A 24,859-nucleotide genomic window follows, 5' to 3' on the forward strand; every position below is an offset into this window, starting at 1 on the left:
AGACACCGACGAGAAGGGGGAGCCATGGACAGACCATCGGCTCCCCCTTCCCGTGTCTCCCGGTCCCGACGTGCCCGGAACGACGGGGCGACACGGCGGCGCGTCGACGTCCGCGACTGGGTCGGCGGCATCCGGATGTCGGGGTTCATGGGGATCATGCTCGGCCTCGTCGTCCTGGCGTCCCTGGTGCTCGTCCCGACGATCGGGACCTACGTCGATCAGCGTCAGCAGATCGCAGCGCTGCAGCATGACGTGAAGGCCACGCAGGACGAGATCACGGAGCTCACCGCCGAGCGTGAACGATGGCGGGACGAGTCCTACATCGTCGCCCAGGCGAGGGAACGGCTGTACTACCGGCGTCCGGGCGAGGTCGTCTACCTCGTCGCCGATGATCTGCCCGCCGACGTGATCGAACCCGAGCAGCGTCCGGTGAGCGGGAGCGTCCAGGAGACGCAGCGTGACTGGATGACGCAGTTCCTCCGCTCGGTCACCGAAGCGGGCCTCGCCAAGACCGTCGCCCCGGGCTGACGCCCAGCCCCGTCGCGCGTCGCCGGGTACCCTTGAGCGGTGTCCCACCCGACCCTCTCGCCCGCATCCGCCGCCGACCACGCCACCATGCGTGAGCAGCTGGGGCGTCCGATGCGCGGCGTGCTCGGGATCGCGGCACGGTGCGCCTGCGGCAATCCGACCGTTGTGGCCACCGAGCCGCGGCTCCCCGACGGCACGCCCTTCCCGACGTTCTACTACCTCACGCATCCCGGGGCGACGGCCGCGATGTCGGCTCTCGAGGCCACGCAGGTCATGCGCGAGATGAACGACGAATTGGCCGAGAACGAGGAGCTCGCCACGGCGTACTCCGCAGCTCACGCCGCGTACCTCTCCGACCGCGAGGTCCACGGTACGGTCCCCGAGATCGCCGGAGTGTCCGCCGGGGGGATGCCGACCCGCGTGAAGTGTCTGCACGCCCTCGCCGCTCACGCCCTGGCAGCCGGCCCCGGCGTGAATCCCTTCGGCGACCTCGCATTGGCCCGAGGATCGTGGTCTCCGGATCGCTGCACGTGCGCGACGCCCAGGACGACCGGATGACGTCGGTCCGCGTCGTTGTGGCCGCCGCCCTCATCGCCGTGACGGCCGCGCTCACCGCGGCTGCACCGGCGCCCTCACCGACTCCGCCGGTGGACCCGGTGCGCAACATGGAGTACTGGCTGAAGGAGTACGGGATCTCCGACGCCTGGAAGACCACGAAGGGCGCGGGCACGACGATCGCGGTCATCGACACCGGCATCGGGCGCGGCCCGAAGGAGCTCGACGGGGCCGTCGTCGGCGGCGCCGACTTCTCGGGTGTCGGGAAGGCGGACGGTCGTACTCCCGTCGGTGACCAGGACCGCAATCACGGAAGCTGGGTGGCGTCGCTCGCGGCCGGTCGGGGCACGGCGGCCGACCAAGGCATGATCGGCGTCGCACCCGAGGCGGACCTGCTCTCCCTGTCGATCGGATTCGGCGACGATGCGAGCGTCCCGTTCGTCGATCAGGTCGCCGAAGCGATCCGCTGGGCGGTCGACCACGGTGCCGACATCATCAATCTGTCCTTCACGACCAACACGCTCGATTGGGACCGATCGTGGGATGACGCGTTCCTCTACGCCTTCGATCACGACGTCGTCGTGGTGGTCGCTGCCGGCAACCGCGAGAGCGGCACAGAGGAGGTGGGTGCTCCTGCCACGATCCCGGGCGTCCTGACGGTGGGCGGGGTCGACAAGGCGGGGCGGGCCAGCAGCACGGCATCGACGCAGGGCATCACGATCGGCGTCTCCGCCCCGAGCGAGGAGCTCCTCGGCGTATCTCCGAACGGGGACCTCGTCATCTGGGACGGCACGAGCGGCGCCGCGCCGATCGTCGCGGGCGTCGCCGCCCTCGTCCGCTCCGCCCACCCCGACCTCGACGCGGCGAACGTGATCAATCGCATCATCCGCACCGCGACACCATCCGACCGCGAGAAGAAGGTGCCCAACGCGCTGTACGGGTACGGACTGATCAACGCGGCGAAGGCCGTCTCGGCGCCCGTCACGGCCGTGTCGGCGAATCCGATGGGCGACCTGCGGGAGTGGATCCGACTCTATCGCCGCGCGGAATCCACGCCGGCGCCGAGCCCTACTCCCTCCCCGTTCGCCGTGGCTCCGCTCCCCGACGCCGAACCTCCGAGCACGGCGGCTTCCCCGCTTCTGCCCAGCAGCGATTCACTGCGCTACGGTACGGTGCCGCTCGTCGCGCTCAGCCTGGGGACTATACTGGTCGTGCTCGGGGTCACCGCTGCTGCCCGGCGCATCCGATCGGCGCGCACCTCGCGACCGCCGAGCCGTTGAATCAAGGAGTTCTTCCGACTGTGACTACCACTGTGCCCAAGATCCTGGTCGTCGGAGGCGGCTACGCGGGTTTCTACACCGCGTGGAAGCTCGAGAAGCACCTCCGCAAGGGTGAGGCCGAGGTCACCATCGTCGACCCGCTTCCCTACATGACGTACCAGCCCTTCCTCCCCGAGGTCGCGGCCGGCGAGATCGAGCCCCGCCACGTCGTGGTCGGTCTCCGTCGTCACCTCAAGCGCACCCGGGTCGTCATCGCGAAGGTGACCGGGATCGACCACGCGAGCAAGACCGCCACGATCACCCCTGAACTCGGTGAGCCGTGGCAGGAGCAGTACGACCAGATCGTCGTCACTGCGGGCGCCGTCTCGCGCACCTTCCCGATCCCCGGCATCGCCGAGAACGCCATCGGTCTCAAGACGATCGAAGAGGCCGTCGCCATCCGCGACCGCATCCTCACGAACTTCGACCGCGCGGCGAGCCTGCCTCCGGGACCCGAGCGGGAGCGTCTGCTCACGGTCGTCGTCGTCGGCGGTGGCTTCGCGGGCATCGAGGTGTTCGCCGAGACGCGTGCCTTCGCCAGCGCGCTGCTGAAGGACTACCCGAACATCTCCTTCGACGAGACCCACTTCCACCTCATCGAGGCCATGGGTCGGATCATGCCCGAGGTGTCGCTGAAGACGAGCGAGTGGGTGCTCAAGGATCTGGCCAAGCGCGGGGCGAACGTCCACCTCGACACCCAGGTCAAGGGCGCCGTCGACGGCAACGTCGAGCTGTCCACCGGTCAGGTCATTCCGACTGACCTCATCATCTGGACCGCCGGTGTCATGGCCAACCCGACCGTCGTGCGCGGCGGCGACCTCCCCGTCGAGGAGCGCGGTCGCCTGCGTGCCCGTGCCGACCTGCGCGTCGGGACGCCCGAGGAGTTCGTCGAGGGCGCATGGACCGCCGGTGACGTGGCCGCCGTGCCCGACCTCTCCGGGGGTGGCGTAGGCGGATTCTGCGTGCCGAACGCCCAGCACGCCGTCCGTCAGGGCAAGCTGCTCGCGAAGAACGTCGTGGCGGTGCTGCGCGGCGAGGAGCCCAAGGAGTACTTCCACAAGAACCTCGGTGCCGTCGCAGGCCTCGGCCTGTACAACGGTGTCTTCCAGTCCGGCAAGATCGCCCTCAAGGGCTTTGTCGCCTGGATCGCGCACCGCGGCTACCACGGCCTGGCGATGCCGACGTTCGAGCGCAAGTTCCGGGTGGTCGGCGACTGGTGGCAGAACTTCTGGCTCGGCCGCGACAACGTGTCGACCGAGACCCTGCAGAACCCGCGCCAGGTCTTCGAGGAGTTCGCCGCGCGTCCGCGCCCGGCCGCTCCGGAGAATCCCCCGATCGACCCGAAGTCGGTCGCAGCGGAGAAGACCGGAAAGGTCGCCGCGAGCTGACCGCACCGCATCGAGTGACCCCCGCGACGGCATCCGCCGGACCGGGGGTCGCTCTGCGTGACGGCTGCGCCGGGATACCCTGGCCACGGGCCCCCATAGCCCAATGGCAGAGGCAGGCGACTTAAAATCGCTTCAGTCTGGGTTCGAGTCCCAGTGGGGGTACGGGCTCATGCAGCGAGGATGCTGGGTGGATCGGCATCCCGCCACCGCTCGATCGTCTGCGTCGTCCAGAACACCGCGAACGCCGCGAGCGCGGCCGTCTCGCCGAGGAGCACGCCGCCTGCTTCGGGACGGACGACGCCCGCGACGATCGTGAGCACCAGCGCGATCACGATGGCGACGGCGACGGCGAGGTAGATCCGGCGGAAGACCCGCGCCGTCCGTTCCGCTGAGCTCAAGACGGTCACGAGGGGGATCGCCGCGAACATGGCGAAGAAGCAGACGGTCGCGACGAGGTGGAGGTTCACTCCGCCCGCGAACGGGAACGCCCCCGACAGCGTCGGCGCGAATGCGAGTATCGCGAGTGCCATCGACACCGCACCCGCCGTGCCCCCGACGACGACGACGCGCCGCCATGCCACCTCGCCCCGTGCCGCGAGGACCACGCCGAGCACGAGAAGGGCGACGACCATCGCGATGTACACACCGACGCCGTTGCGGACGGTCGGGAGCACGTCCGCCGGCACGAACGGCTGACCGCGGTAACCGGTGGGGATGATCGCGATGAGCGGTGCGAACACGGCGGCGACGTCCAGAATGATCGACTCCGCGTCGCGGCCGGACAGTGCGAGCAGAGCGACGGCGGCAGCGGTGAGTCCGCCGACGAACACGCCGCGGGCGGGGGAGTAGAAGTAGTCGCTGATCGACGGCAGCAGGACCCAGCCGTCCGCCGCGACCTGGAGGAGGACGGATGCCGCGATCGCCACCGCGACGGCGACCAGAGCGAGCCGAAGAGAGCGATGCGTACGCAGACCCGTCACACAGCGACCCTACAGGCGCGCCGCGTGTGCAACGTCTGGGAAGAGGCCCGCTGGGTCCGCACGCACGGCATGCGCGTCGTTAGGATGAGGGGGCTATCGATCGGAGATTCATGGAATACCTCATCCCGGTCCTGGTGGTCCTCGCCCTCATCGTCATCGTCGGCGTCTACCTCTGGGCCACCTACAACTCCCTCGTCGCCCTCGCTGTGCGCGTGGATGAGGCGTGGAGCGACATCACGGTCCAGCTCAAGCGCCGCGCCGACCTCCTGCCGAACCTCATCGAGACGGTCAAGGGCTATGCGGCCCACGAGAAGGCGGTCTTCGAGAATGTCACCCACGCGCGCGCCGAGACGCTCACCGCGACGACGCCTGCCGACGCAGGTGTGGCCGAAGGCCACATGCAGCAGGCGCTGAAGTCGCTGTTCGCCGTCGCCGAGGCCTACCCTCAGCTGCAGGCGAGCCAGAACTTCCTGCAGCTGCAGCAGGCGGTCGTCGACACCGAGGACAAGATCCAGGCCTCGCGACGGTTCTACAACGGTGGGGTGCGGGAGCTGAACACGAAGATCAAGGTCTTCCCCAACAACCTCTTCGCCCGGCGACTCGGTTTCGGGGAGCGGGAGTTCTTCGAGGTCGTGGACGGCGCGGCCATCGCCGAGCCGCCTCGGATCCAGTTCTGACGGTCCCGAGGCGGGCGACGACGTGCTCGGGGGCACAGCGTCCTAGGATGAGCCAGTGAGCGGTACCGACGACAGACCCCGAAGCGGATTCCTCGATTCGCTGCGAGCCCGCACCGTGTCCACGGACGTGTCGGGAACGGTCCCGCGCGGTCTGAAGGTCGCGACGGCCTACGCCTGGCGGTTCCTCGTTCTGGCGGCAGCGATCGCCGTCGTCGTGTGGATCGTCATCCAACTGCGGCTGCTGATCATCCCGCTCCTGGCGGCGATCCTCGTGACGGCGCTGGTCTGGCCGCTGTTCTCCCTTCTCGTGCGGCACCTTCCGAGGTGGCTGTCGCTCATCATCACCCTGCTCCTGACCATCGCCGTGATCACGGGACTCCTCTGGGTGGCGATCTGGCAGATCACGCGGGATGCGGCCTCCGTTCGCGACCGCACCATCGCCGGCATCGGAGACTTCCGCGACTACCTCATCGAGGGACCGCTGCACCTCACGGGTGGTCAGATCGACGACGCGGTCCGGCAGGGGTTCGGCATGCTCCAGGAGCAGGCGCAGCTGCTGTGGTCCGGGGCCCTCGCGATCGGATCGACGCTCGGACACGTGGGAACGGGGATCCTGCTCACCCTCTTCATCCTGATCTGCGTCCTCGCGGACGGAGCGGGTATCTGGCGCTGGGTGGTCCGGCTGTTCCCCTCCCGCGCTCGCGCGGCGGTGGACGGTGCCGGACGGGCGGGATGGCGCACGGTCATCACCTACGCACGAACGCAGCTGCTCGTCGCCACGATCGATGCGATCGGCATCGGTGTCGGGGCGGCTCTCCTCGGCGTTCCCCTCGCCGCCCCCATCGGTGTCCTGGTCTTCCTCGGCGCGTTCATCCCCTTCGTCGGAGCCGTGCTGACCGGTGCTCTCGCCGTGTTCCTCGCCCTCGTCTACAACGGCCCGTGGATCGCGCTGTGGATGCTGGTGATCGTCCTGGGCGTCCAGCAGGTCGAAGGACACATCCTGCAGCCGCTCCTCATGGGTGCCGCAGTGAAGGTGCACCCGCTCGCCGTCGTCCTCGCCGTGGCCGGCGGTGCGATGGTGGCCGGAATCGCCGGCGCCGTCTTCGCCGTGCCGCTGGCCGCCTTCGTCAACGTGGTCTGGCTCTACCTCTCGCGACGAGGGTGGCAGAGGCCGATGGCTCCCGGACCCGACGATCTGATCTGGAGCACCGTGCCACGAAGCAGGAGGACGAGCGCGTGAGCGAACGGACCGGAATCGCCGCCCCCACGCTGGCGGAGTTCGAGACGGCGGCGACAGAACTGGCGGGAGTCGTCTCGCGGACACCCGTGGAGGACTCCGAGTTCCTCTCGGGTGTCCTCGGCGCGCCGGTGCATCTGAAACTCGAGAATCTCCAGCGCACAGGATCGTTCAAGATCCGTGGGGCGACCTATCGTCTGTCACGCCTGACGGAGGAGGAGCGGTCGCGCGGCGTCGTGGCGGCGTCGGCGGGCAATCACGCGCAGGGGGTCGCACTCGGTGCGCAGACCCTCGGCATCCCGGCCACGATCTTCATGCCGCTCGGCGTACCGGTACCCAAACTGCTCGCCACGCGCGGATACGGCGCCGATGTGATCCTCGAGGGCGCGACCGTCGAGACCCCCCTTCGCCTCGCGCAGGAGTTCGCCGAGCGCACGGGGGCGGTCTTCATCCCGCCCTACGACAACCACGACATCATCATCGGGCAGGGCACACTCGGTCTGGAACTGATGGACGAGATCGCCGGCCTCGAGACGGTCGTCGTCGGGATCGGCGGAGGCGGCCTGGCGGCTGGTGTCGCCGCGGCGGTCAAGGCCCGTGCCGCGGCGGAGGGACGCACGATCCGCGTGATCGGCGTGCAGGCCGCGAACTCCGCCGGCTACCCCGGCTCGCTCGTCGCGGGTCGTCCCGTCGATGCCGAGCACGTGTCGCCGACCATAGCGGACGGGATAGCCGTCAAGCGGCCGGGCACCATACCGTTCGACATCATCCGGGATCTCGTCGACGAGGTCGTCACGGTGAGCGACGACGACATCGCACGCGCCATCCTGGTCCTCATCGAGCGGGCGAAGCAGGTCGTCGAACCCGCCGGAGCCGTCGGCGTGGCCGCGATCCTCACCGGGAAGGTGAGCGCGTCCGGTCCCACCGCGGCGATCCTCTCGGGCGGGAACATCGACCCGCTGCTGCTGCAACGGGTCGTCGCGCACGGGCTCGCGGCATCCGGGCGCTACATGACCATCCAGGTCCCGTTGCCCGACCGTCCGGGACAGCTCGCGCGCGTGTCGGAGCTGCTGTCGGTCGTCGGCGCGAACGTCATCGAGGTCCTGCACACGCGGCACGGTCAGGGACTGCAGATCAGCGAGGTGATCCTCCAGCTGAGCGTCGAGACGCGCGGTGAGGAGCATCGGGCTCAGGTCCTGGCGATCCTGCAGGACGCCGGCTACGCTCCGACGGTCGTCCCGAACTGAGCGTGCCGGCGCCCGTGTATCACTGGCCCGAGTAGGTCTCGACCTTGACGATCTCGACCGGGATCTCCTTGCCGTTCGGCGCGATGTAGCTCGTCTTCTCACCCTCGCGGAGGCCCATGATGGCCTCGCCGAGGGGGGATGCCTCGCTGTAGACGTCCAGTTCGCTGTTCGCGCCGATCTCGCGGTTGCCGAGGAGGAAGACTTCCTCACCACCGGCGACGACGGCCGTCACGACGGTGCCCGACTGGACCGTGCCGTCGGACTCGGGGGCGACGCCGACCTTCGCGTCCTTCAGCAGCTGCTGGAGGGTACGGATGCGCGCCTCCTGCTTACCCTGTTCGTCCTTCGCGGCGTGGTAGCCGCCGTTCTCCTTAAGGTCGCCCTCTTCGCGGGCGGCCTCGATGCGCTTGGCGATCTCCTCGCGGCCCGTCGTCGAGAGCTCCTCGAGCTCGGCGGCGAGGCGGTCGTAGGCCTCCTGGGTCAGGAACGTCTCGGACACGTGATCTCCCGGTGCGGTCGATGGGTAAGCCAAACGCCCCGGCAAGTCACCGGGGCGCGAGAGCCTTCAGCTTAGAGGATCCAGCAGGAGCGGACAAAACCCGTCGTCGCCTCGGCGGTCGTCGGAATCCGCTCCGTGAGGCTGCGGGTGTGGTCGTCCGAGGACGCCAGCTCGACGACCCTGAAGCCGACGATGCCGTGATCGGGATCCTGGGCCTCGAGTGCGCACGCGACCCTCGTGTCGGGTCGGATCGACACCTGGAAACTCACCTCGACGGTGTGCTCGTCGACGAGCGTGAACCCCGTGGAGTCGGCGTCCACCGAGTCGAGCGCATTCGACACCGTCGACCACGCGAGCAGGCCCGTGGCGGCGACGGCGACCGCGGCCACGATCACCCAGGTCAGACGGCGTGACGTCGCCGACCGTGTGCGTCCGTACCGCTCCGCGAGCTTGCGGTCGACGTCGGTCAGGGTCATGCGGCATCCGTTCTAGGCTGGGATCCCAGGCTATTCGCTCTGGCTGAGGAATGAGGTCACATGCCGGATCTGCGATGGCTCGCCGCCATCCCGTCGCCCACCCCGACCGGACCTTCGCCGACACCCACGGGACCGCCCGCCGAATCGGTGACGCCCGGCGTCGCGGGCTTCATCGCGATCGCGGTGGTGGCGATCGTGATCGTCCTTCTCGCCATCGACATGCTCCGCCGTATCCGTCGGGCTCAGTACCGGACGGACGTGACCGAGATGCTGGACGCCGAGGAAGCCGCCGCCCGGGGCGACGGTTCGTCGGATGACGACGCCTCCGACGGCGACACGAGCGCGCCGGGAGAGGTCAGCCCGGAAGGCCCAGCGAGGGACTGAGCGGCGCCAGCGAGATCAGCAGGCATGCGGCCCAGTGGCACAGGAATGCCAGGACGGTGCAGACGTGGAAGATCTCGTGGAATCCGAAGTGCCCCGGCCACGGGTTGGGGCGCTTGAGCGCGTAGATGATCGCACCGCCCGTGTACAGCAGACCGCCGACGATCACGAGCACCATCATCGCCACGCTCGCTCGCAGCAGATCACCGAGGTACATCACCGCGGCCCAGCCCAGGAGCAGGTACAGCGCGACGTAGAGCCACCGCGGCGCGTTGATCCAGAAGACGCGGAAGAGGATGCCGAGCAGGGCTCCCGACCACACGAGCACGAGCAGCAGAGTTCCCTGCGGGGGAGCGAGCGCCAACGTCGCGATCGGTGTGTACGTCCCTGCGATGAGCAACAGGATGTTGGCGTGGTCGATGCGCTTCAAGACGATCTTGGTCCGCGGGCCCCAATCGAAGCGGTGGTACAGGGCGGAGTTGCCGAACAGCAGGAGGGAGGTCGCCATGAACACGGCGGCCGCCCATTTGCCAGGCGTGCCCTGTGCAAGAGCGATCAGCACGATCCCCGCCGCGATCGCGACGGGGAACGTCCCGGCGTGGATCCACCCGCGCCACGTCGGCCGCAACTCGACCCGGCTGTCGACCGCCGCCGCGTCGAGAAGGGGCAGCTGGGGCATCTCAGCTCCATCGTCGGCACGGTGTCGGGTCACTCGGCCGAGCCTACGCGTGCAGCCATACCGGACGCTGAATACGAGGCGGTCCGGCTCCGACGGTACGGGCGGAGTAGCGTATCCCTGTGACCCGCGCATCCTCGACTCAAGGCCGTGGGCTGCTCTACCGCCTGTACAGCTCGAGACTGCGGCGGGAGATCGAGGCGGGGACGGTCCCGCACCATGTGGCGATGATGATCGACGGCAACCGCAGGTGGGCGAGGCAGCTCGGCTTCACGACGGTGTCCCACGGTCATCGCGCAGGTGCCGCGAAGATGCACGAGTTCCTGCGATGGTGCGAAGAACTGGGCATCCAGGTCGTGTCGCTGTATCTGCTGTCGACGGACAACCTCGTCAAGCGCGATTCGCAGGAACTCTCCGATCTCATCGAGATCATCGCCGACCTCGCCGGGACGCTCTCGCAGGAGCCCGGATGGCGCGTGCAGCACGTGGGCCGAGCTGAGATCCTGCCGCCGGATCTCGCCGCGACCCTCCAGACGGCGGAGGAGCGGACGCGCGAGAACACGGGACTCCACGTCAACCTCGCGGTCGGCTACGGCGGTCGCGGGGAGATCGTCGATGCAGTGCGGAGCATCATCGCGAAGCACAACGAGAAGGGCGGGTCCCTCGCCGAACTCGCCGAGAGCCTCACGCCCGAGCAGATCGGCGAGCACCTCTACACGGGCGGTCAGCCGGATCCCGACCTCGTGATCAGGACATCCGGGGAACAGCGTCTGAGCGACTTCCTGCTGTGGCAGTCCGCGCACAGCGAGTTCTACTTCGTGGAAGCGCTCGGGCCGGATCTGCGCGAGGTGGACTTCCTGCGCGCGATCCGCGACTTCGGCGACCGCGACCGTCGATTCGGCGGGTGACGCCGCTGCGCGGGGCGGCGGCCGACGGCATCCGTGGGAAAATCCGTCAGTGAGTGATCTGCAGTCCTACCTCGCCGGCTTCGACGTCGAGAGGGGGTACCTCAACTGGGCGTCGTTCGGGCCGCTGTCGGCCACGGTCCGCGAAGAGGCGCGTGCCGATGAGGAGCTCTCGGCGTCCGGTCGGCCCTCCGGGATCGACCTCGTGGCCGCGCACGTCGACGAAGCGCGCACACTCGTCGCCTCGATGCTCGGTGCGGATGCGGACGAGGTCGTCCTCGCCCCATCCACGACCGATGCGATGTTCCACGCGATGTTCGGGCTCTCGGGGACGGTTCTCCTGTCCCCGAACGAGTACCCCACCATCCCCGTCGCCGCGCGACGCGCCGCAGACCTCCGCGGGCGGGTGCGCGTGCGCGAGCTCGATCGGTCGACCGCGCGCGTCACGCCCGATGTCGTCCGCGACGCCCTCACCGACGAGGTCACGGCTGTCGCGGTCAGTCTCGTGGACTATCGGACGGGCTACGTCGCCGACCTCCCCGCCCTCCGCGACGTCGTGGGCGACCGCCTGCTCATCGTGGACGCGATTCAGGGGTTCGGCGTGGTCGACGTCGACTGGGCGGCGGCGGATGTCGTTGCAGGACACGGCTACAAGTGGGTCCGCGCCGGCCGGGGGACCGGGTTCGCCCGATTCTCGGTACGCGCCCGCGAACGCATCACCCCGGTCCTGGCAGGCGTCGCAGGCACGGCCGGAGAGCTGGGCGATCCCGAGGTGGGGGAGGCCCGCGCCGGAGCCGCCGCCTATGCGATCTCGCGGCCCGATCCGCAGGCGGCGGGACGGCTCAGCGCGGCCCTGCGCGAGATGACGGATGCCGGGGTCCCGACGATCGCCGCGCGCGTCGCCGAGAACGCTCGCCGCGTGATGGAGATCGCCGATGCCCGCGGCATTCCGGTGATCACCGATCGCGACCGGCATGCCGGCATCGTCGCGCTGAGTCCCGAGCCGGCGCGCGCGGGTGCCATCGCGGCGGAACTGGTCAACGCCGGCGTCACCGCGACCGTCCGCGGCGGGATCATCCGGATCTCGCCTCACGCGGGGACCTCGGACGACGCGTTCGGTCTGCTGGATGCCGCGCTGGCGGCCTCGGGCGCCGGCGCCGTCGTCATGCCGTCCCCGACACCGCTCCCGCTCGAGCCCTGACACGGAGTGTTCACGTCTCGGACACATCATGCGGCGTGTCGCGACGGTGCAGTGTCGTCGGGCGACCCTAGGTTCATCCCAACGGGCAAAGCGCCCGTTCGAGTCGGCCTCTCACGACTCGTGACCCCTGGTCGACTCGTGACTGCCGGGTGGGTTCCCACCCGGGGCGGGAGTGGGTTGTGGCCACACGAGCACCTGAGAAGCAGCGTCACCAGCACGAGTCCGCGGAGGCGGCTCAGGACCAGGAACTCCGCACGTACGTGCTGGACACCTCCGTCCTGCTGAGCGATCCGCGCGCGCTGTTCCGTTTCGCCGAGCATTCCGTCGTGCTGCCGGTCGTCGTCATCACGGAACTGGAGCGCAAGCGCCACGACCCTGAGATCGGCTACTTCGCCCGTCAGGCCCTGCGCCACCTCGACGAACTGCGCGTCGAGCACGGCCGGCTGGACTTCCCGGTCCCCGTGGGCGCGGACGGGACCCTGCGCGTCGAGCTGACGAACACCGACCCCTCGGTGCTTCCCGCCGGGATGCGGCTGGGCGACAACGACACGAGGATCCTGTCGGTGGCCATGCACCTGAGCCAGGACGGCCAGGCCGTCACCGTCGTGTCGAAGGACCTCCCGATGCGAGTCAAGGCCGCATCGCTCGGCCTGAACGCGGAGGAGTACCTCGCGGAGCAGGCTGTCGACTCCGGGTGGACGGGCATCGCGTCGATCGATCTCTCGGGCGACGAGGTCAGCGACCTCTACGACAGCGAGGTCGGCGTCAGCGAGGACGTCCGTGGCCTCCCGGTCAACACGGGCCTCGTCATCCATTCCGAGCGGGGGTCCGCCCTCGGCCGCGTGACCGGCGACGGGGCGTACAAGCTGGTCCGCGGCGACCGTGACGTCTTCGGTCTGCACGGTCGGTCGGCGGAGCAGCGGATCGCGATCGACCTGCTGCTGGATCCCGAGGTCGGGATCGTCTCGCTCGGCGGACGCGCCGGTACCGGCAAATCCGCGCTCGCGCTCTGCGCCGGCCTGCAGTCGGTGCTCGAGCAGCAGCAGCAGAAGAAGATCATCGTCTTCCGTCCGCTGTTCGCCGTCGGCGGTCAGGAGCTCGGCTACCTCCCGGGGGATCAGCAGGAGAAGATGAACCCGTGGGGGCAGGCGGTGTTCGACACCCTCGGCTCGGTGGTGACGGGCAACGTCCTCGAGGAGGTCGTGGCGCGCGGGATGCTCGAGGTCATGCCGCTCACGCACATCCGCGGGCGCTCTCTGCACGATGCATTCGTCATCGTGGACGAGGCGCAGTCCCTCGAGCGAAACGTCCTGCTGACCGTCCTCAGCCGTATCGGGCAGAACTCCCGCGTCGTTCTGACCCACGACGTCGGCCAGCGCGACAACTTGCGGGTCGGGCGTCACGACGGCATCGCGTCGGTCATCGAGACCCTCAAGGGGCACGATCTGTTCGGACACGTCACGCTCGTACGCTCGGAGCGCTCGGCGATCGCCGCGCTGGTCACGGACCTGTTGGAGGCCGGCGAACTCAGCTGAGGCTCCCGGCGAGACAGGACACCCCCGGTCGCTGACCGGGGGTGTCCTGTGGCAGCGGTGCCCCAGGGTTACGGAATCACTCCCAGAGGTAGCCCTCGCCGCGCACCGTCACGATGTGATCCGCGCCGAGCTTGGCCCGCAGATAGCGGACGTAGACGTCTACGACGTTCGAGCCCGGATCGAAGTCCAGACCCCACACCCGGCTCAGCAGCACCTCGCGGGTGAGCACCTCTCCCGCATTGCGCACGAACTGCTCCGCGAGCGCGAACTCGCGGGACGAGAGCTCCACTTCCCGACCGCCCACGCTGGCGCTCCGGGCGAGGATGTCCAGTGTCACGTCTCCGCGCGTGATCGAGGTGGGCGCGTTCGCCGCGCTGTCCCGCAGGCGCGATCGCACGCGCGCCATGAGCTCGGCCACGGCGAAGGGCTTCGGGACGTAGTCGCTCGCCCCGGCATCCAGTCCCTCGATCGTGTCGTGGGTTCCGCTCCGCGCCGTCAGCATGATCACCGGCGTCGTCTGGCCCGCCCCGCGGAGCTCGCGGAGGACGTCGAATCCGTCCATCGTCGGCAGCCCGACGTCCAGCACGATGAGGTCGATGTCCCCCGCGAGTGCGATCTCCAGGGCGTCGGGGCCGTCGTCGACGCCCACGGCCTCGTAGCCCTCGGCATGGACCGCGCGGGAGACGAGTGAGACGATGTGCGGCTCGTCGTCGACGATCAGGATGCGGGTCATTCGGTGGCCTCTCGCTGCAGCAGCACGTCGCCGGCGCGGATGGGGGATGGCAGCGTCCCCCTGGTGCCGATCGGTATCTCCAGGGTGAAGGTAGCACCGCCGCCGGGGGTGTCCGCGACGGCGCAGTGTCCGCCGTGGGCCTTGGCGATGACGTCGACGATCGCGAGCCCGAGCCCCGACCCGCCGATGTGACGTTTGCCAGCGCCCCGGTCGAAACGGCGGAAGATGCGGTGACGGACGGCAGGGGGGATGCCGGGACCGTGGTCGCGGACCCAGAGCTGGGCTCCGGCGGCGTTGACCGCGCTGCCGATCTCGATAGCCGTCCCGGCAGGCGAGTACTTCGCGGCGTTGTCCGCCAACGCCACCCACGCCTGCAGGAGGCGATCTCCATCCGCGCGGACGACGGCCTCGGCCGACTGCTCGACGCGCCACGCGTGGTCGCCGATGACCCCGACCATCTCGAACACCCGCTGCGTGAGCGCGGCCAGATCCACGTCACCGCGGGAGAGCCGTCCGCCCTCGACCGCGGCGAGCACATCGATGTCACCGATCAATCGCGTCATGCGGTCGAGTTCCGCGATGCTCAGGGAGCGGATCGCCTCGACGTCGCCGGAGTCGGCGGCATCCATCATCTCCAGGTGGCCCCGGACGATCGTGATGGGCGTCTTCAATTCATGTCGGACATCGTCCAGCAGTCGCTGCTGGCTCTCGAACGCGCCCTCGATGGAGTCCGACGTGTTGGCGGCGGCGAGCCCGCGTCGCTCCAGGACGGCCCAGCCGACGACTCCGATCCCCGCCAGCGCCGGCACGGCTGCCACGAGCCACGCCAGAGCCGTCCAGCCGGCTGCCTCCGGTGCGACGAGGAGGACGACGACGAACGCCGCCGCACCCGCGCCGACGAGGCCCGCGGCGGCGACGGCGAGAAGGATCCCGAGCCCCGGCGTGCCCCGTCGCGGTGGTGCGGCGGCGCTGTTCACGCTCCGATTATCAACCCGGGTGGGTCATCGAGAGGAGATCGAGCTTCTCGTCGAGCTGCTGCTCGGTGAGCTCGCCCCGCTCGACGTACCCGAGGTCGATGACGGCGTCGCGGACGGTGATCCCCTTGGCGACGGAGTGCTTGGCGATCTTGGCGGCGGCCTCGTAGCCGATGAGCTTGTTGAGCGGCGTCACGATCGACGGCGACATGCCCGCGTAGGCAGCCGCCCGCTCCTCGTTCGCTTCGAGTCCCGACACGGTCTTGTCGGCGAGGACCCGCATCGCATTGGACAGGAGGCGGATCGACTCGAGCAGCGCGGTCCCCATCACGGGGATCGCGACGTTCAGCTCGAAGGAGCCGGATGCCCCGGCCCACGCGACCGTCGCATCGTTGCCGATGACGCGGGCGGCGACCATGAGCGTGGCCTCGGGGACGACTGGGTTCACCTTGCCGGGCATGATCGAGGAGCCGGGCTGAAGGTCGGGGATGTGGAGCTCACCGAGTCCCGTGTTGGGCCCCGAACCCATCCAGCGGATGTCGTTGTTGATCTTCGTGAGCGACACGGCGATGGTGCGGAGCGCGCCGGACGCCTCGACGAGACCATCACGATTCGCCTGCGCCTCGAAGTGGTCCTTCGCCTCGGTGATGGGCAGCTCGGTCTCGGCCGCGAGCAGCTCGATCACTTTCTGCGGGAAGCCGAGGGGCGTGTTGATGCCGGTACCGACCGCGGTGCCGCCGAGGGGGACCTCGCCGACGCGGGGGAGGACGGACTGGACGCGTTCGATACCGAGGCGCATCTGCCGCGCGTAGCCGCCGAACTCCTGGCCGAGCGTGACGGGAGTCGCGTCCATCAGGTGGGTGCGTCCGCTCTTGACGACGCTCTTCCATGCCTCGGCCTTCTCCTCGAGGGCGACGGCGAGGTGGTCGAGGGCGGGGATCAGGTCGTCGATGAGGGCCTGCGTCACGGCGATGTGGACCGACGTCGGGAAGACGTCGTTCGACGACTGCGAGGCGTTGACGTGGTCGTTGGGGTGGACGGGGCCGCCGAGCTTGCGGGTCGCGAGCGTCGCGAGGACCTCGTTCATGTTCATGTTCGAGGAGGTGCCCGACCCGGTCTGGTACGTGTCAACGGGGAAGTGCGCGTCGTAGGCTCCGCTGACGACCTCGTCAGCTGCCCACGCGATGGCGTCGGCGATCGGGCCGTCGAGGGTGCCGAGCTCCTTGTTGGCGAGAGCAGCCGCCTTCTTGATGCGTGCCAGCGCCGCGATCTGCGTCGATTCGAGGCCCGACCCGGAGATGGGGAAGTTCTCGATCGCCCGCTGGGTCTGCGCGGCGTAGAGAGCGTCCTTCGGCACGCGCACCTCGCCCATCGTGTCGTGTTCGATGCGGTAGTCGGTCTCATCGGTCATGGTCGTTCACGTCCTCGTTTCGCGTGTGGTCGGGGGAAAGTGGGTCAGCCGGCTTCGCCGACGACCACGTCGGGCACAGCGGTGCCGTCCGCCAGGCGATAGTTCGCCCCGACGACGGCGACGCGCCCCTCGGCGACGGCTTCGCTGATGAGCTCGGAGGAGTGGAGGATGCCGGCGATCGTGTCGCGCAGGTGCTCCCGTCCGACCTCCTCGGCGTCCACGGTCGCGGCCGTCGTTCCGGGTGAGGCCTTGAGCACGCGGCGCACGGCCGGGACGATCGGCGCGACCTGGCGCCAGATCCCGGCCGGGAGAGCGGGCGCATCCGGTGCGGTGGACTCGATCGCGGCGCGGACGGCACCGCACTCGTCGTGCCCGAGGACCACGATGAGCGGCACACCGAGGACCGCGACGGCGTACTCGAGGCTGCCGACGACGGAGTCCGAGATGACCTGACCCGCGTTGCGGATGACGAAGAGGTCGCCCAGACCCTCGTCGAAGATGATCTCCGCGGCCAGTCGGGAGTCCGAACACCCGAACAGAGCGGCGGTCGGTCGCTGCACGTGCGCGAGCTCGTGTCGGCGCTCGGCGTCCTGGCGGGGATGCTGCGGCTCGCCGGACACGAAGCGACGGTTGCCCGCCAGCATCGACGCCCAGACGTCGGACGGAGTCGGGTCGGCGCTCATCGCGCCTCCTCTCGAAGTGTGCGGATCTGGTTCCCGAGGCTCTCCGCCACGGTCGTGGCCGCCGCGCGGTCGGTGGACTCTGCGAGGCCGATGACCACGGTGTCGGAACCCACCGTCGTGGCCAGCGCGTAATCGATCCCCTGGACAGGGCTCGGGAGTTCGTAGGCGTCCCATTCGATACCGTCGATCGTCGTCGCGCCGGTGGATGCGAAGCCGCCCAGCTTGCGCGAGACCCAGCCCTCGGGAGAGTCGAAGGACTGCGTGACCTCGACGTATCCGCGCGCGGGCGCGTAGACGATCCGCCATTCGCCACCCTCGACGCGCGCCGAATTCGGGCGCCAAGTGTCCGGGACCTCGGGGACGACGACTCCGTGTCCCGCAGTCTTCTCCGCTTGTGCGGCGGACGCGGCGACGTCGGCTTCGGGGATGTCGGCGGGTGTTCCCCGGGGGACGCCGAGATAGACGACGGCCATGATCCCGAGGCAGACGATGAGTGCGGCGATCAGGTTCCGGAAGGTCTTGCTCGACCGGTAGCGCTCCGATGAAGCCGCCTTGCGCGCCGCGGTCTCTTCCGGCGTCTCGGGTCGTCCCAACTCGGCGACGATGCGTTGCCGAGCCATCAGGACACGGCCTCGCCGTCCGGTCGGGCCTGGTCGAGACGGCGCTTGGCTCCCAGGAGCCACTCCTCGCACCGCGCGGCGAGCGACTCGCCGCGCGTCCAGAGGGCGAGCGACTCTTCGAGGGTCGGCGATCCCTGCTCCAGCTTCGCGACGACCTGCACGAGCTCATCGCGGGCCTGTTCGAAGGAGAGGGCCGACACGTCTCCGGCGTCGCTCGTCATGTGTCCCATCCTAGATCGCGGTGCCGGCGGCATCCGTCTCCGCCACCTCGCCCGCGGAGCGCGCGGCGAACGATCCCCGTCCGACCGTCACCACCACGTCCGTGCCTGCGGGCGCCTGGTGCGCATCACGGACGATCGCTCCGCCGGCGAGGTGGGCGATCGCGTAGCCCCGGTCGAGCGTCGCGCCCGGAGAGAGGGCGCGGAGGGACGCGCGCAGTTCGGCCGTCGTGCGGGCCGCGGCATCCCATCGCCGGGTCATCATCTCGCGGCCGCGCGATGACAGCGCGACGATCTCGTGCGCGCGGCTCGTCAGCATCGATTCGGGGTCGCGCAGCACCGGGCGCGAGCGCAGCTGCGCCAAGGCGGTGATGTCGTGGGCGACGCGCTGGGTCAGGCGGGTCCGCGCCCTGCTGCGCAGCTGCTGCACCACGGCGCGCTGCTCCGACACGTCCGGGACGACGCGCTTGGCGGCGTCGGTGGGGGTGGACGCGCGGAGGTCGGCCACGTCGTCGAGGAGAGGATGGTCGTTCTCGTGTCCGATGGCCGAGACGACGGGGGTGGATGCCGCGGCCACCGCACGGAGCAGTCGCTCGTCGCTGAACCCCAGCAGGGTCTGGGGATCGCCGCCGCCACGGGCGATGACGATCACGTCGACCTCGGGGTCGGCGTCCAGGGCCCGGAGCGCGGCGAGCGTCTCGGGGACGCAGCGGTCGCCCTGGACGGCGGCGTGGATCGTGCGGAAGCGCACGTGGGGCCAGCGCAGCTCGGCGTTGCGGTGGACGTCTTTCTCGGCGTCGCTGCGCTCGCCCGTGATGAGGCCGATCATGTGAGGGAGGAAGGGAAGTGGCTTCTTGCGCTCCGGATCGAACAGTCCCTCCGCCCGCAGCGTGCTGCGAAGGCGCTCGAGACGCTCGAGCTGATCGCCGAGTCCGACATGGCGCATCGAGGAAACCGTGAAGCTGAAGTCGCCGGTCTTGGTGAAGTAGTCCGCTTTGACGCAGGCCACCACGCGGTCCCCGACTTTCAGGTCGCCGGGCGTGCGCTGCAGCGTCGACGACCACATGCGGAACGAGAGCATCCCGTCGCCACCGGCATCCTTCAATCGGCCGAACACGTGCCCGCCACGGAGGTTCCACGCGGTGATCTCACCCTCGACCCACACCGAACCCCACTTCTGCACGAAGTCGCGGATCGTCTCATTGAGTCGCGAGACCGACGTGGGCGTCTCGGGGGAGGAGTCCCGAGGGTGCACCGCATCCGGTGGAGGCACGGCCCCCGCCTCGGTCTGGAAAGTGGTCACGGACATCCATCTTGGCCTACACGTCCCCCACCCAGCCGGGGGTTCGTACAATCGAGGGGTGACCTCACCAGCCGTTTCGCTGCCGATGCCCCGTATCCCGGGAGCCCGCGGGCGGCTCGTCGACCTTCCCGTCCAGGGAGACAAGCGCGTCCTCCTCGCCGCACCGCGCGGGTACTGCGCCGGCGTCGACCGCGCCGTCATCGCGGTGGAGAAGGCGTTGGAGCGCTACGGCGCACCCGTGTACGTCCGCAAACAGATCGTGCACAACATCCATGTCGTGACCGAACTCGAGTCCCAGGGCGCGATCTTCGTCGACGAGGTCGACGAAGTGCCCGAGGGGGCGCACGTCGTCTTCAGTGCCCACGGCGTCTCGCCCGCCGTCGTGAACGCGGCGGCCGATCGCGGTCTCCAGGCCATCGACGCGACGTGCCCTCTGGTGACCAAGGTCCACCGCGAGGCCGTCCGCTTCGCCCGTGACGACTTCGAGATCCTCCTCATCGGGCACGATGGCCACGAAGAGGTCGAAGGAACCGCCGGAGAAGCTCCTGAGCACGTGACGATCGTCAACTCGCCCGAGGACGCGGACACCGTGGTGGTGAAGGACCCGGACAAGGTCGTGTGGCTCTCGCAGACGACGCTGTCGGTCGACGAGACGATGGACACCGTCCGGCGCCTCCGCGAGCGCTTCCCGAACCTGCAGGACCCGCCGTCCGACGACATCTGCTACGCGACCCAGAACCGCCAGGTCGCGATCAAGAAGGTCGCTCAGGACGCGGACCTCGTGATCGTGGTCGGCTCGGCCAACTCGTCGAACAGCGTCCGCCTCGTCGAGGTCGCCCTGGAGTACGGCGCGAAGGCCGCCTACCGGGTCGACTATTCGCATGAGATCAAGCAGGAATGGCTCGAGGGCGTGCAGACGGTGGGCGTCACGTCGGGCGCATCGGTCCCCGAGGTGCTCGTCACCGAGGTGCTCGAGGACCTGGCCGGAGCGGGGTACCGCGACGTCGCCGAGGTGAAGACCGCCGAGGAGGACCTCATGTTCTCGCTCCCGAAGGAGCTCCGCCAGGACCTTGCGGGGCGCCGTGACGACCGCGCCCTCGGGGGGCGGCACCGCTCGTGAGTGACGAGCCCCGGCCGCGACCGCAGTACGGGGAGTACGCGACGCCGGAGGAGCAACGGGCGGCCATCAGAAAGCCCGTGCCGGAGCCGGTGGCCGCCGTCGATCCGCCGCATCCGCCGACCGCACCCGCAACCACGGTGGCGGCTCGCCCAACGCGGACGGCGGATCGTGTGATCACCCTGGCGCTCCTGGGCTACGGGCTGATCACGGTGATCAGTGCGATCCCGCAGCTCGTCGACTTCACCGAGTTCGCGAAGACCTGGATGACGGTGGCCGGCGTCGAGGGCGAATTCACCAACACCGGGCAGGGCGCACTCTGGGGCGGTATCGCCGCCACCGTCTTCGCTGTCGGATGGCTGCTCACCGCGGGGTTCGCGTGGTTGTCGCTCGCGCGAGGGCGGCTGAGTTGGTGGATTCCGCTCGTCGGGGCGATCGTGACGTTCGGGATCGTCAGTGTGTGCCTCGTCGTCCCCCTCTTCGGCGATGAGGGGATCATGCGCGGTCTCGCGTTCGGAGGCTGACCGCAGCCGGACCCGCATCCGTCGGAGCGGTTGAGTCGGAACTCTCTGACCTGGTATTTTTGTGCCCACTGCGGGTGCATCCTCGCGTGTTCCATTCGGGAGGAAACCGTGCACCGCACATCGCCCCGGAGGCTTGCCTCCTTCGCCGTCGCGACCGTGGCGTCTCTCGCGTTGCTGCTCGCCGGCCCGAACGCCGCTTTCGCGGGATCGGGTGCCACGGTGTCGACGACGCCGTCCCCGACCCCCACGGCCACTCGCACACCGACCCCCACACCGACTCCGGCGCGCGCCTTCACATCGGCGCCGCGGCCAACGGTGACGGGAACTCTCCGAGTGGGCGGCACGGTCTCGGCCGCCGCGGGAAGCTGGGCTCCGACGGCGACATTGCGGTATCAGTGGCGCCTCGACGGCGTCGCCGTGGCCGGCGCGACCTCCCGGACGTTCGCGCTCCCGGCCGGCGCGCTCGGCAAGCGCGTGAGCGTGACCGTGACGGCGACGCGCTCGGGGTACCGCACGACGAGCATGACGTCGGTGGCGTCGGCGACCGTGGCGCGGGGCGCCCTGGTACGCGGGAGTCTCAAGGTCTCCGGCGCTCCCACCGTCGGAGCCACCCTCACCGCCTCGGCGCCGGGATTCGGACCCGCGCCGGTCTCGTTCGCGTGGCAGTGGCTGCGTGATGGGAAGTCGATCCCCGGCGCGACGCGTCACATCTACGTCCCCACGAGCGCCGATCTCGATCGGACGCTCACGGTCCGTGTCACTCTGACGAAGCCCGGCTACACCGGCATCGCGCTGACCTCCCCGGGACTCACCGTCGGTCGGGCCTTCACCGCGTCGCCGGTTCCGGCGATCTCGGGAGCCGTTTCGGTGGGCGCGACCGTCAAAGTCGCCTCCGCGGCCTGGAAGCCGACTCCCGCAGCCATCACGTATCAATGGCTCCGCGGTGGCAAGGCGATCTCCGGCGCCACCCGGTCGTCATACAAGATCGTGGCCGCCGATGCGGGGAGCGCCCTTTCTGTGCGTGTCAGCGCGACGAAGGGCGGCTACACCTCCGTTTCGCGGACGAGTGCGAGCGTCGCTGTGCCTCGGGTGCTCACCGTGCCGAGCACCGTGACGATCTCCGGAACCGGCACCGTGGGGGAGACGCTGACCGCCGTCCCCGGCACCTGGGGCCCTGGAACCGTGACTTTCTCCTACCAGTGGCTCCGCGGTGGCACCCCGATCGCCGGGGCGACGGGTCGTACGTACCGTCCCGTGGCGGGCGACGCCGGGAAGACCATCTCGGTTCGCATCACGGGGGCACGATCCGGTTACACGACGGTGCAACGGACCTCGGCGGGGATCGCGGTGCTCGCAGCGTTCACGACCGCACCGACTCCGACGATCAGCGGATCGTCGAAGGCGGGCAGCCTCTTGACCGCGCAGACAGGTCAGTGGCAGCCCTCGTCGGCGACGTTGCGTCTGCAGTGGCGCGTCGACGGTGGCGCGGTCGCCGGAGCGACGGCATCCACCTGGCAGGTTCCGACATGGGCCGCGGGTCGCTCCGTCACCGTGTCAGTCACGGCGACCAAGAAGGACTATCGGACCGTGACGAAGACCTCGGCCGTGAAGAAGATCTCCTGGTCGCTCGGCGACACGATCACCCCGGGCACGACGCTCCGCACCGGCGTGCAGCTCACCTCACCGGACGGGCGATACGCGTTCAAGATGCTGGGCGACGGGAACGTCGCCGTGACGCGCGGCTACTCCCTGGTCCGGACGGCGAAGACCACCGGAACCCTCGACGGCACCCTCGTGTTCACCGGCGACGGCGAGCTCATGCTCCTCGATGAGAACGATGTCGCACTCTGGTCCACCAAGACGGCCGGTCTCGGGGGCACGGCCCTTCGGCTGGGCAACGACGGCATCGTCCGCGTGGTGAACGGTGAGGGCAAAGACGTGTGGACCAGCTTGCGGATGCCGGTGGTCTCCGACTCGACCGCGGCCGGGTCGTCCGTGCCCGGTCGTTACGGCTGGGCATATCCGCTGCGTCCCAACGGCTCGTTCACGACGTACTCGGGCCACAGCGGTGACGACATCGCGGCCCCGACGGGGACCCCGGTCTACGCGATGCGCGGTGGGACCGTCTCCGTTCGCGAGGTCTGGATCACCTCGGGATGCCCGTCGTGGGCGCCGAACACCTCGAAGCAGAAAGAGGTCGTCGTCACCTCGACGGTCGACGGTACGAAGATCGTCCAGGTGTATGCCCACCTGAGCGCATTCTCGGTGAGGGCCGGTCAGACCGTCTCCGCCGGTCAGCGAATCGGGTCGGTCGGCTCGACGGGCTGCTCGACGGGTCCTCACCTGCACACCGCGTTCACGGTGGACGGCGTGAGGTACGCCCTCTATCCGCGGGATGTCCTCGGCACGGCGTCATACTGACGCATACGACGAAGCCCCGGTCCTCGCGGACCGGGGCTTCGTCGTATGGCTGAGGTCAGGCGCCGAGCGACTTGCCTGCCGAGCCGAGCTGCTGCGTGGCAGCGACGACGCGCTGGGCCATCGCGGACTCCGCCACCTTGCCCCACGCGCGCGGGTCGTACTGCTTCTTGTTGCCCACCTCGCCGTCGAGCTTCAGAACGCCCTCGTAGTTGGCGAGCATGAAGCCGGCGACCGAACGCGTGAAGGCGTACTGGGTGTCCGTGTCGATGTTCATCTTCACGACGCCGTTCGCGACAGCGGTGGCGATCTCCTCGTCGGACGAACCGCTGCCGCCGTGGAACACCAGGTCGAGGGGCTTGGGGCCGGTGCCGAAGTGTGCGGCGATGCCCTCCTGGATCTCGCCGAGGAGCTCGGGACGGAGCTTCACGCCGCCGGGCTTGTAGACACCGTGGACGTTGCCGAAGGTGAGGGCCGAGATGTAACGGCCGTTCTCGCCCAGCCCGAGCGCCTCGACGGCCTTCGTGACGTCGGCGACGGTGGTGTACAGCGCGTCGTTGGAGCCCTCGTGCTGGACCCCGTCCTCCTCGCCGCCGACGACGCCGACCTCGATCTCGAGGATGGCGTTGATGTTCTTCATCCGGGGGAGCAGGTCCTTCGCGATCTCGATGTTCTCGTCGAGGGGAACGGCCGAGCCATCCCACATGTGGGACTGGAAGATCGGGTTGCGGCCCGCCTTGACCTCTGCCTCGGAGGCCTCGATGAGCGGCAGGACGAAACCGGGGAGAGCGTCCTTCGGGCAGTGATCGGTGTGGAGGGCGACCGTGATCGGGTAGTTCTTCGCGACCTCGGTGACGTACTTGGCGAACGCCAGCGCGCCGGTGGCGCGGCCCTTCACCGTATGCCCGGCGAAGTAGTCGGCCCCGCCCGTGGTGACCTGCAGGATGCCGTCGGAGCCGGCCTCGGTCAGGCCCTGGAGGACGGCGTTGATGGTCTGCGAGCTCGAGACGTTGATCGCGGGGTAGGCGAAGCCGCCTGCCTTCGCGCGGTCCAGCATGTCGGCGTACTGGTCGGGTGTGGCGACGGGCATGTCAGCTCCTCGGAGAAGTCGGTGATTCGCAGCAACTCTATCGAAGGGATGCCGCGCACTTCCGAGCGAGCTCTGCCCTCGGTCGAGCCCCGACCCTTCCGGATACGAAAGAATCCCGCTTCCTCCGCGCCGGCGAGGGGAGAAACAGAAGGTCGGGGGAGCCG

26 protein-coding genes and 1 tRNA gene are annotated in these 24,859 nt (G+C 69.3%); 15 read left to right on the top strand and 12 right to left on the bottom strand.

Going from position 1 to position 24,859, the window contains the following annotated elements:
* Positions 1–24 precede the first annotated feature (24 nt).
* The 5 genes from ACIQLK_RS07855 to ACIQLK_RS07875 all read left to right on the top strand — a co-directional run bounded on the left by ACIQLK_RS07855 (position 25) and on the right by ACIQLK_RS07875 (position 3,952).
* A complete protein-coding gene (locus ACIQLK_RS07855; protein ID WP_400364000.1) occupies positions 25–528 on the top strand; it encodes a septum formation initiator family protein in 504 nt (167 codons plus the stop codon).
* 87 nt (positions 529–615) lie between these two features.
* Positions 616–1,086, top strand: coding sequence for a DUF501 domain-containing protein (locus ACIQLK_RS07860; RefSeq protein ID WP_400364910.1), 471 nt, complete (start codon positions 616–618; stop codon positions 1,084–1,086).
* Entirely contained in the window at positions 1,083–2,363 is a 1,281-nt protein-coding gene (locus ACIQLK_RS07865) for a S8 family serine peptidase (protein WP_400364911.1), read from the top strand. The genes ACIQLK_RS07860 and ACIQLK_RS07865 overlap by 4 nt, the downstream gene beginning before the upstream one ends.
* Before the next feature lie 32 nt (positions 2,364–2,395).
* On the top strand, positions 2,396–3,790 hold the full coding sequence (locus ACIQLK_RS07870; RefSeq protein ID WP_400364001.1) for an NAD(P)/FAD-dependent oxidoreductase: 1,395 nt from the start codon (positions 2,396–2,398) through the stop codon (positions 3,788–3,790).
* 89 nt (positions 3,791–3,879) lie between these two features.
* A tRNA-Leu gene (locus tag ACIQLK_RS07875) sits at positions 3,880–3,952 on the top strand.
* Positions 3,953–3,957: 5 nt separating this feature from the next.
* On the opposite strand, the gene ACIQLK_RS07880 is transcribed toward ACIQLK_RS07875, so the two are convergent.
* A complete protein-coding gene (locus ACIQLK_RS07880) occupies positions 3,958–4,770 on the bottom strand; it encodes a hypothetical protein (protein WP_400364003.1) in 813 nt (270 codons plus the stop codon).
* Positions 4,771–4,880: 110 nt separating this feature from the next.
* On the opposite strand from ACIQLK_RS07880, the gene ACIQLK_RS07885 reads away from it, so the two are divergent.
* Genes ACIQLK_RS07885 through ilvA form a run of 3 tightly spaced genes read left to right on the top strand, consistent with a single transcriptional unit; the run spans position 4,881 to position 7,931 of the window.
* Entirely contained in the window at positions 4,881–5,447 is a 567-nt protein-coding gene (locus ACIQLK_RS07885) for a LemA family protein (RefSeq protein WP_400364005.1), read from the top strand.
* A 55-nt stretch (positions 5,448–5,502) separates the two neighbouring features.
* Complete coding sequence (locus tag ACIQLK_RS07890) at positions 5,503–6,687, top strand: AI-2E family transporter (RefSeq protein WP_400364007.1); 1,185 nt, start codon at positions 5,503–5,505, stop codon at positions 6,685–6,687.
* On the top strand, positions 6,684–7,931 hold the full coding sequence (gene ilvA, locus ACIQLK_RS07895; RefSeq protein ID WP_400364008.1) for a threonine ammonia-lyase: 1,248 nt from the start codon (positions 6,684–6,686) through the stop codon (positions 7,929–7,931). The genes ACIQLK_RS07890 and ilvA overlap by 4 nt, the downstream gene beginning before the upstream one ends.
* Positions 7,932–7,950: 19 nt before the next feature.
* Here ilvA and greA read toward each other — a convergent pair whose 3' ends face one another.
* Entirely contained in the window at positions 7,951–8,430 is a 480-nt protein-coding gene (greA, locus tag ACIQLK_RS07900) for a transcription elongation factor GreA (protein WP_400364010.1), read from the bottom strand.
* Positions 8,431–8,501: 71 nt separating this feature from the next.
* Entirely contained in the window at positions 8,502–8,906 is a 405-nt protein-coding gene (locus ACIQLK_RS07905; protein WP_400364012.1) for a DUF4307 domain-containing protein, read from the bottom strand.
* 60 nt (positions 8,907–8,966) lie between these two features.
* On the opposite strand from ACIQLK_RS07905, the gene ACIQLK_RS07910 reads away from it, so the two are divergent.
* Positions 8,967–9,290, top strand: a complete 324-nt coding sequence (locus ACIQLK_RS07910) for a hypothetical protein (RefSeq protein WP_400364014.1) — start codon at positions 8,967–8,969, stop codon at positions 9,288–9,290.
* On the opposite strand, the gene ACIQLK_RS07915 is transcribed toward ACIQLK_RS07910, so the two are convergent.
* Positions 9,262–9,966 carry a hemolysin III family protein gene (locus ACIQLK_RS07915; protein WP_400364912.1) on the bottom strand — a complete coding sequence of 235 codons (705 nt, stop codon included), beginning with the start codon at positions 9,964–9,966 and terminating at the stop codon, positions 9,262–9,264. The two genes, ACIQLK_RS07910 and ACIQLK_RS07915, sit on opposite strands and share 29 nt — an antisense overlap.
* A 119-nt stretch (positions 9,967–10,085) precedes the next feature.
* On the opposite strand from ACIQLK_RS07915, the gene ACIQLK_RS07920 reads away from it, so the two are divergent.
* From ACIQLK_RS07920 to ACIQLK_RS07930, 3 genes are all read left to right on the top strand, one after another.
* A complete protein-coding gene (locus ACIQLK_RS07920) occupies positions 10,086–10,871 on the top strand; it encodes an isoprenyl transferase (RefSeq protein ID WP_400364016.1) in 786 nt (261 codons plus the stop codon).
* 49 nt (positions 10,872–10,920) lie between these two features.
* The gene (locus ACIQLK_RS07925; RefSeq protein ID WP_400364017.1) at positions 10,921–12,069 is read left to right on the top strand and encodes an aminotransferase class V-fold PLP-dependent enzyme; all 1,149 of its coding nucleotides are present in this window, start codon (positions 10,921–10,923) and stop codon (positions 12,067–12,069) included.
* A 179-nt stretch (positions 12,070–12,248) separates the two neighbouring features.
* Positions 12,249–13,604: a PhoH family protein gene (locus tag ACIQLK_RS07930; protein WP_400364018.1), complete on the top strand. Its 1,356-nt coding sequence runs from the start codon at positions 12,249–12,251 to the stop codon at positions 13,602–13,604.
* Positions 13,605–13,680: 76 nt separating this feature from the next.
* Here the strand turns inward: ACIQLK_RS07930 and ACIQLK_RS07935 are convergent, their stop codons facing one another.
* From ACIQLK_RS07935 to xseA, 7 genes are read right to left on the bottom strand one after another with little or no spacing between them, the layout of a single operon-like run.
* Positions 13,681–14,337: a response regulator transcription factor gene (locus tag ACIQLK_RS07935; protein ID WP_400364020.1), complete on the bottom strand. Its 657-nt coding sequence runs from the start codon at positions 14,335–14,337 to the stop codon at positions 13,681–13,683.
* Positions 14,334–15,314, bottom strand: coding sequence for a sensor histidine kinase (locus ACIQLK_RS07940; protein WP_400364021.1), 981 nt, complete (start codon positions 15,312–15,314; stop codon positions 14,334–14,336). The genes ACIQLK_RS07935 and ACIQLK_RS07940 overlap by 4 nt, the downstream gene beginning before the upstream one ends.
* Before the next feature lie 10 nt (positions 15,315–15,324).
* Positions 15,325–16,722, bottom strand: coding sequence for a class II fumarate hydratase (locus ACIQLK_RS07945; RefSeq protein WP_400364022.1), 1,398 nt, complete (start codon positions 16,720–16,722; stop codon positions 15,325–15,327).
* Between the two features lie 44 nt (positions 16,723–16,766).
* Positions 16,767–17,405, bottom strand: coding sequence for a carbonic anhydrase (locus tag ACIQLK_RS07950; protein WP_400364023.1), 639 nt, complete (start codon positions 17,403–17,405; stop codon positions 16,767–16,769).
* Positions 17,402–18,025 carry a DUF4245 family protein gene (locus tag ACIQLK_RS07955; protein ID WP_400364024.1) on the bottom strand — a complete coding sequence of 208 codons (624 nt, stop codon included), beginning with the start codon at positions 18,023–18,025 and terminating at the stop codon, positions 17,402–17,404. The genes ACIQLK_RS07950 and ACIQLK_RS07955 overlap by 4 nt, the downstream gene beginning before the upstream one ends.
* On the bottom strand, positions 18,025–18,246 hold the full coding sequence (locus tag ACIQLK_RS07960; protein ID WP_400364026.1) for an exodeoxyribonuclease VII small subunit: 222 nt from the start codon (positions 18,244–18,246) through the stop codon (positions 18,025–18,027). The genes ACIQLK_RS07955 and ACIQLK_RS07960 overlap by 1 nt, the downstream gene beginning before the upstream one ends.
* Before the next feature lie 10 nt (positions 18,247–18,256).
* Complete coding sequence (gene xseA / locus ACIQLK_RS07965) at positions 18,257–19,546, bottom strand: exodeoxyribonuclease VII large subunit (RefSeq protein WP_400364028.1); 1,290 nt, start codon at positions 19,544–19,546, stop codon at positions 18,257–18,259.
* Between the two features lie 85 nt (positions 19,547–19,631).
* Between xseA and ACIQLK_RS07970 the strand changes: the two genes are divergently transcribed.
* From ACIQLK_RS07970 to ACIQLK_RS07980, 3 genes are all read left to right on the top strand, one after another.
* Entirely contained in the window at positions 19,632–20,666 is a 1,035-nt protein-coding gene (locus ACIQLK_RS07970; protein ID WP_400364913.1) for a 4-hydroxy-3-methylbut-2-enyl diphosphate reductase, read from the top strand.
* On the top strand, positions 20,663–21,187 hold the full coding sequence (locus tag ACIQLK_RS07975) for a DUF6264 family protein (RefSeq protein WP_400364030.1): 525 nt from the start codon (positions 20,663–20,665) through the stop codon (positions 21,185–21,187). Before ACIQLK_RS07970 ends, ACIQLK_RS07975 begins: the two co-directional genes overlap by 4 nt.
* Positions 21,188–21,295: 108 nt before the next feature.
* Positions 21,296–23,608: a peptidoglycan DD-metalloendopeptidase family protein gene (locus ACIQLK_RS07980; RefSeq protein ID WP_400364031.1), complete on the top strand. Its 2,313-nt coding sequence runs from the start codon at positions 21,296–21,298 to the stop codon at positions 23,606–23,608.
* Between the two features lie 55 nt (positions 23,609–23,663).
* Here ACIQLK_RS07980 and fbaA read toward each other — a convergent pair whose 3' ends face one another.
* Positions 23,664–24,695: a class II fructose-bisphosphate aldolase gene (gene fbaA, locus ACIQLK_RS07985; RefSeq protein WP_400364033.1), complete on the bottom strand. Its 1,032-nt coding sequence runs from the start codon at positions 24,693–24,695 to the stop codon at positions 23,664–23,666.
* Positions 24,696–24,859: the final 164 nt, after the last annotated feature.

The sequence above is a fragment of the Microbacterium sp. NPDC091382 genome (assembly GCF_044757025.1).
In the GTDB taxonomy this organism is placed as follows: domain Bacteria; phylum Actinomycetota; class Actinomycetes; order Actinomycetales; family Microbacteriaceae; genus Microbacterium.

Coding starts and splice junctions, on each gene's coding strand:
- ACIQLK_RS07955 (WP_400364024.1), bottom strand. CDS start 18,025: ATGGCTCGGCAACGCATCGTCGCCGAGTTGGGACGACCCGAGACGCCG.
- fbaA (WP_400364033.1), bottom strand. CDS start 24,695: ATGCCCGTCGCCACACCCGACCAGTACGCCGACATGCTGGACCGCGCG.
- ACIQLK_RS07910 (WP_400364014.1), top strand. CDS start 8,967: ATGCCGGATCTGCGATGGCTCGCCGCCATCCCGTCGCCCACCCCGACC.
- ACIQLK_RS07945 (WP_400364022.1), bottom strand. CDS start 16,722: ATGACCGATGAGACCGACTACCGCATCGAACACGACACGATGGGCGAG.
- ACIQLK_RS07905 (WP_400364012.1), bottom strand. CDS start 8,906: ATGACCCTGACCGACGTCGACCGCAAGCTCGCGGAGCGGTACGGACGC.
- ACIQLK_RS07960 (WP_400364026.1), bottom strand. CDS start 18,246: ATGACGAGCGACGCCGGAGACGTGTCGGCCCTCTCCTTCGAACAGGCC.
- ACIQLK_RS07885 (WP_400364005.1), top strand. CDS start 4,881: ATGGAATACCTCATCCCGGTCCTGGTGGTCCTCGCCCTCATCGTCATC.
- ACIQLK_RS07935 (WP_400364020.1), bottom strand. CDS start 14,337: ATGACCCGCATCCTGATCGTCGACGACGAGCCGCACATCGTCTCACTC.
- ACIQLK_RS07860 (WP_400364910.1), top strand. CDS start 616: ATGCGTGAGCAGCTGGGGCGTCCGATGCGCGGCGTGCTCGGGATCGCG.
- ACIQLK_RS07915 (WP_400364912.1), bottom strand. CDS start 9,966: ATGCCCCAGCTGCCCCTTCTCGACGCGGCGGCGGTCGACAGCCGGGTC.
- ACIQLK_RS07855 (WP_400364000.1), top strand. CDS start 25: ATGGACAGACCATCGGCTCCCCCTTCCCGTGTCTCCCGGTCCCGACGT.
- ACIQLK_RS07970 (WP_400364913.1), top strand. CDS start 19,632: ATGCCCCGTATCCCGGGAGCCCGCGGGCGGCTCGTCGACCTTCCCGTC.
- ACIQLK_RS07950 (WP_400364023.1), bottom strand. CDS start 17,405: ATGAGCGCCGACCCGACTCCGTCCGACGTCTGGGCGTCGATGCTGGCG.
- ACIQLK_RS07865 (WP_400364911.1), top strand. CDS start 1,083: ATGACGTCGGTCCGCGTCGTTGTGGCCGCCGCCCTCATCGCCGTGACG.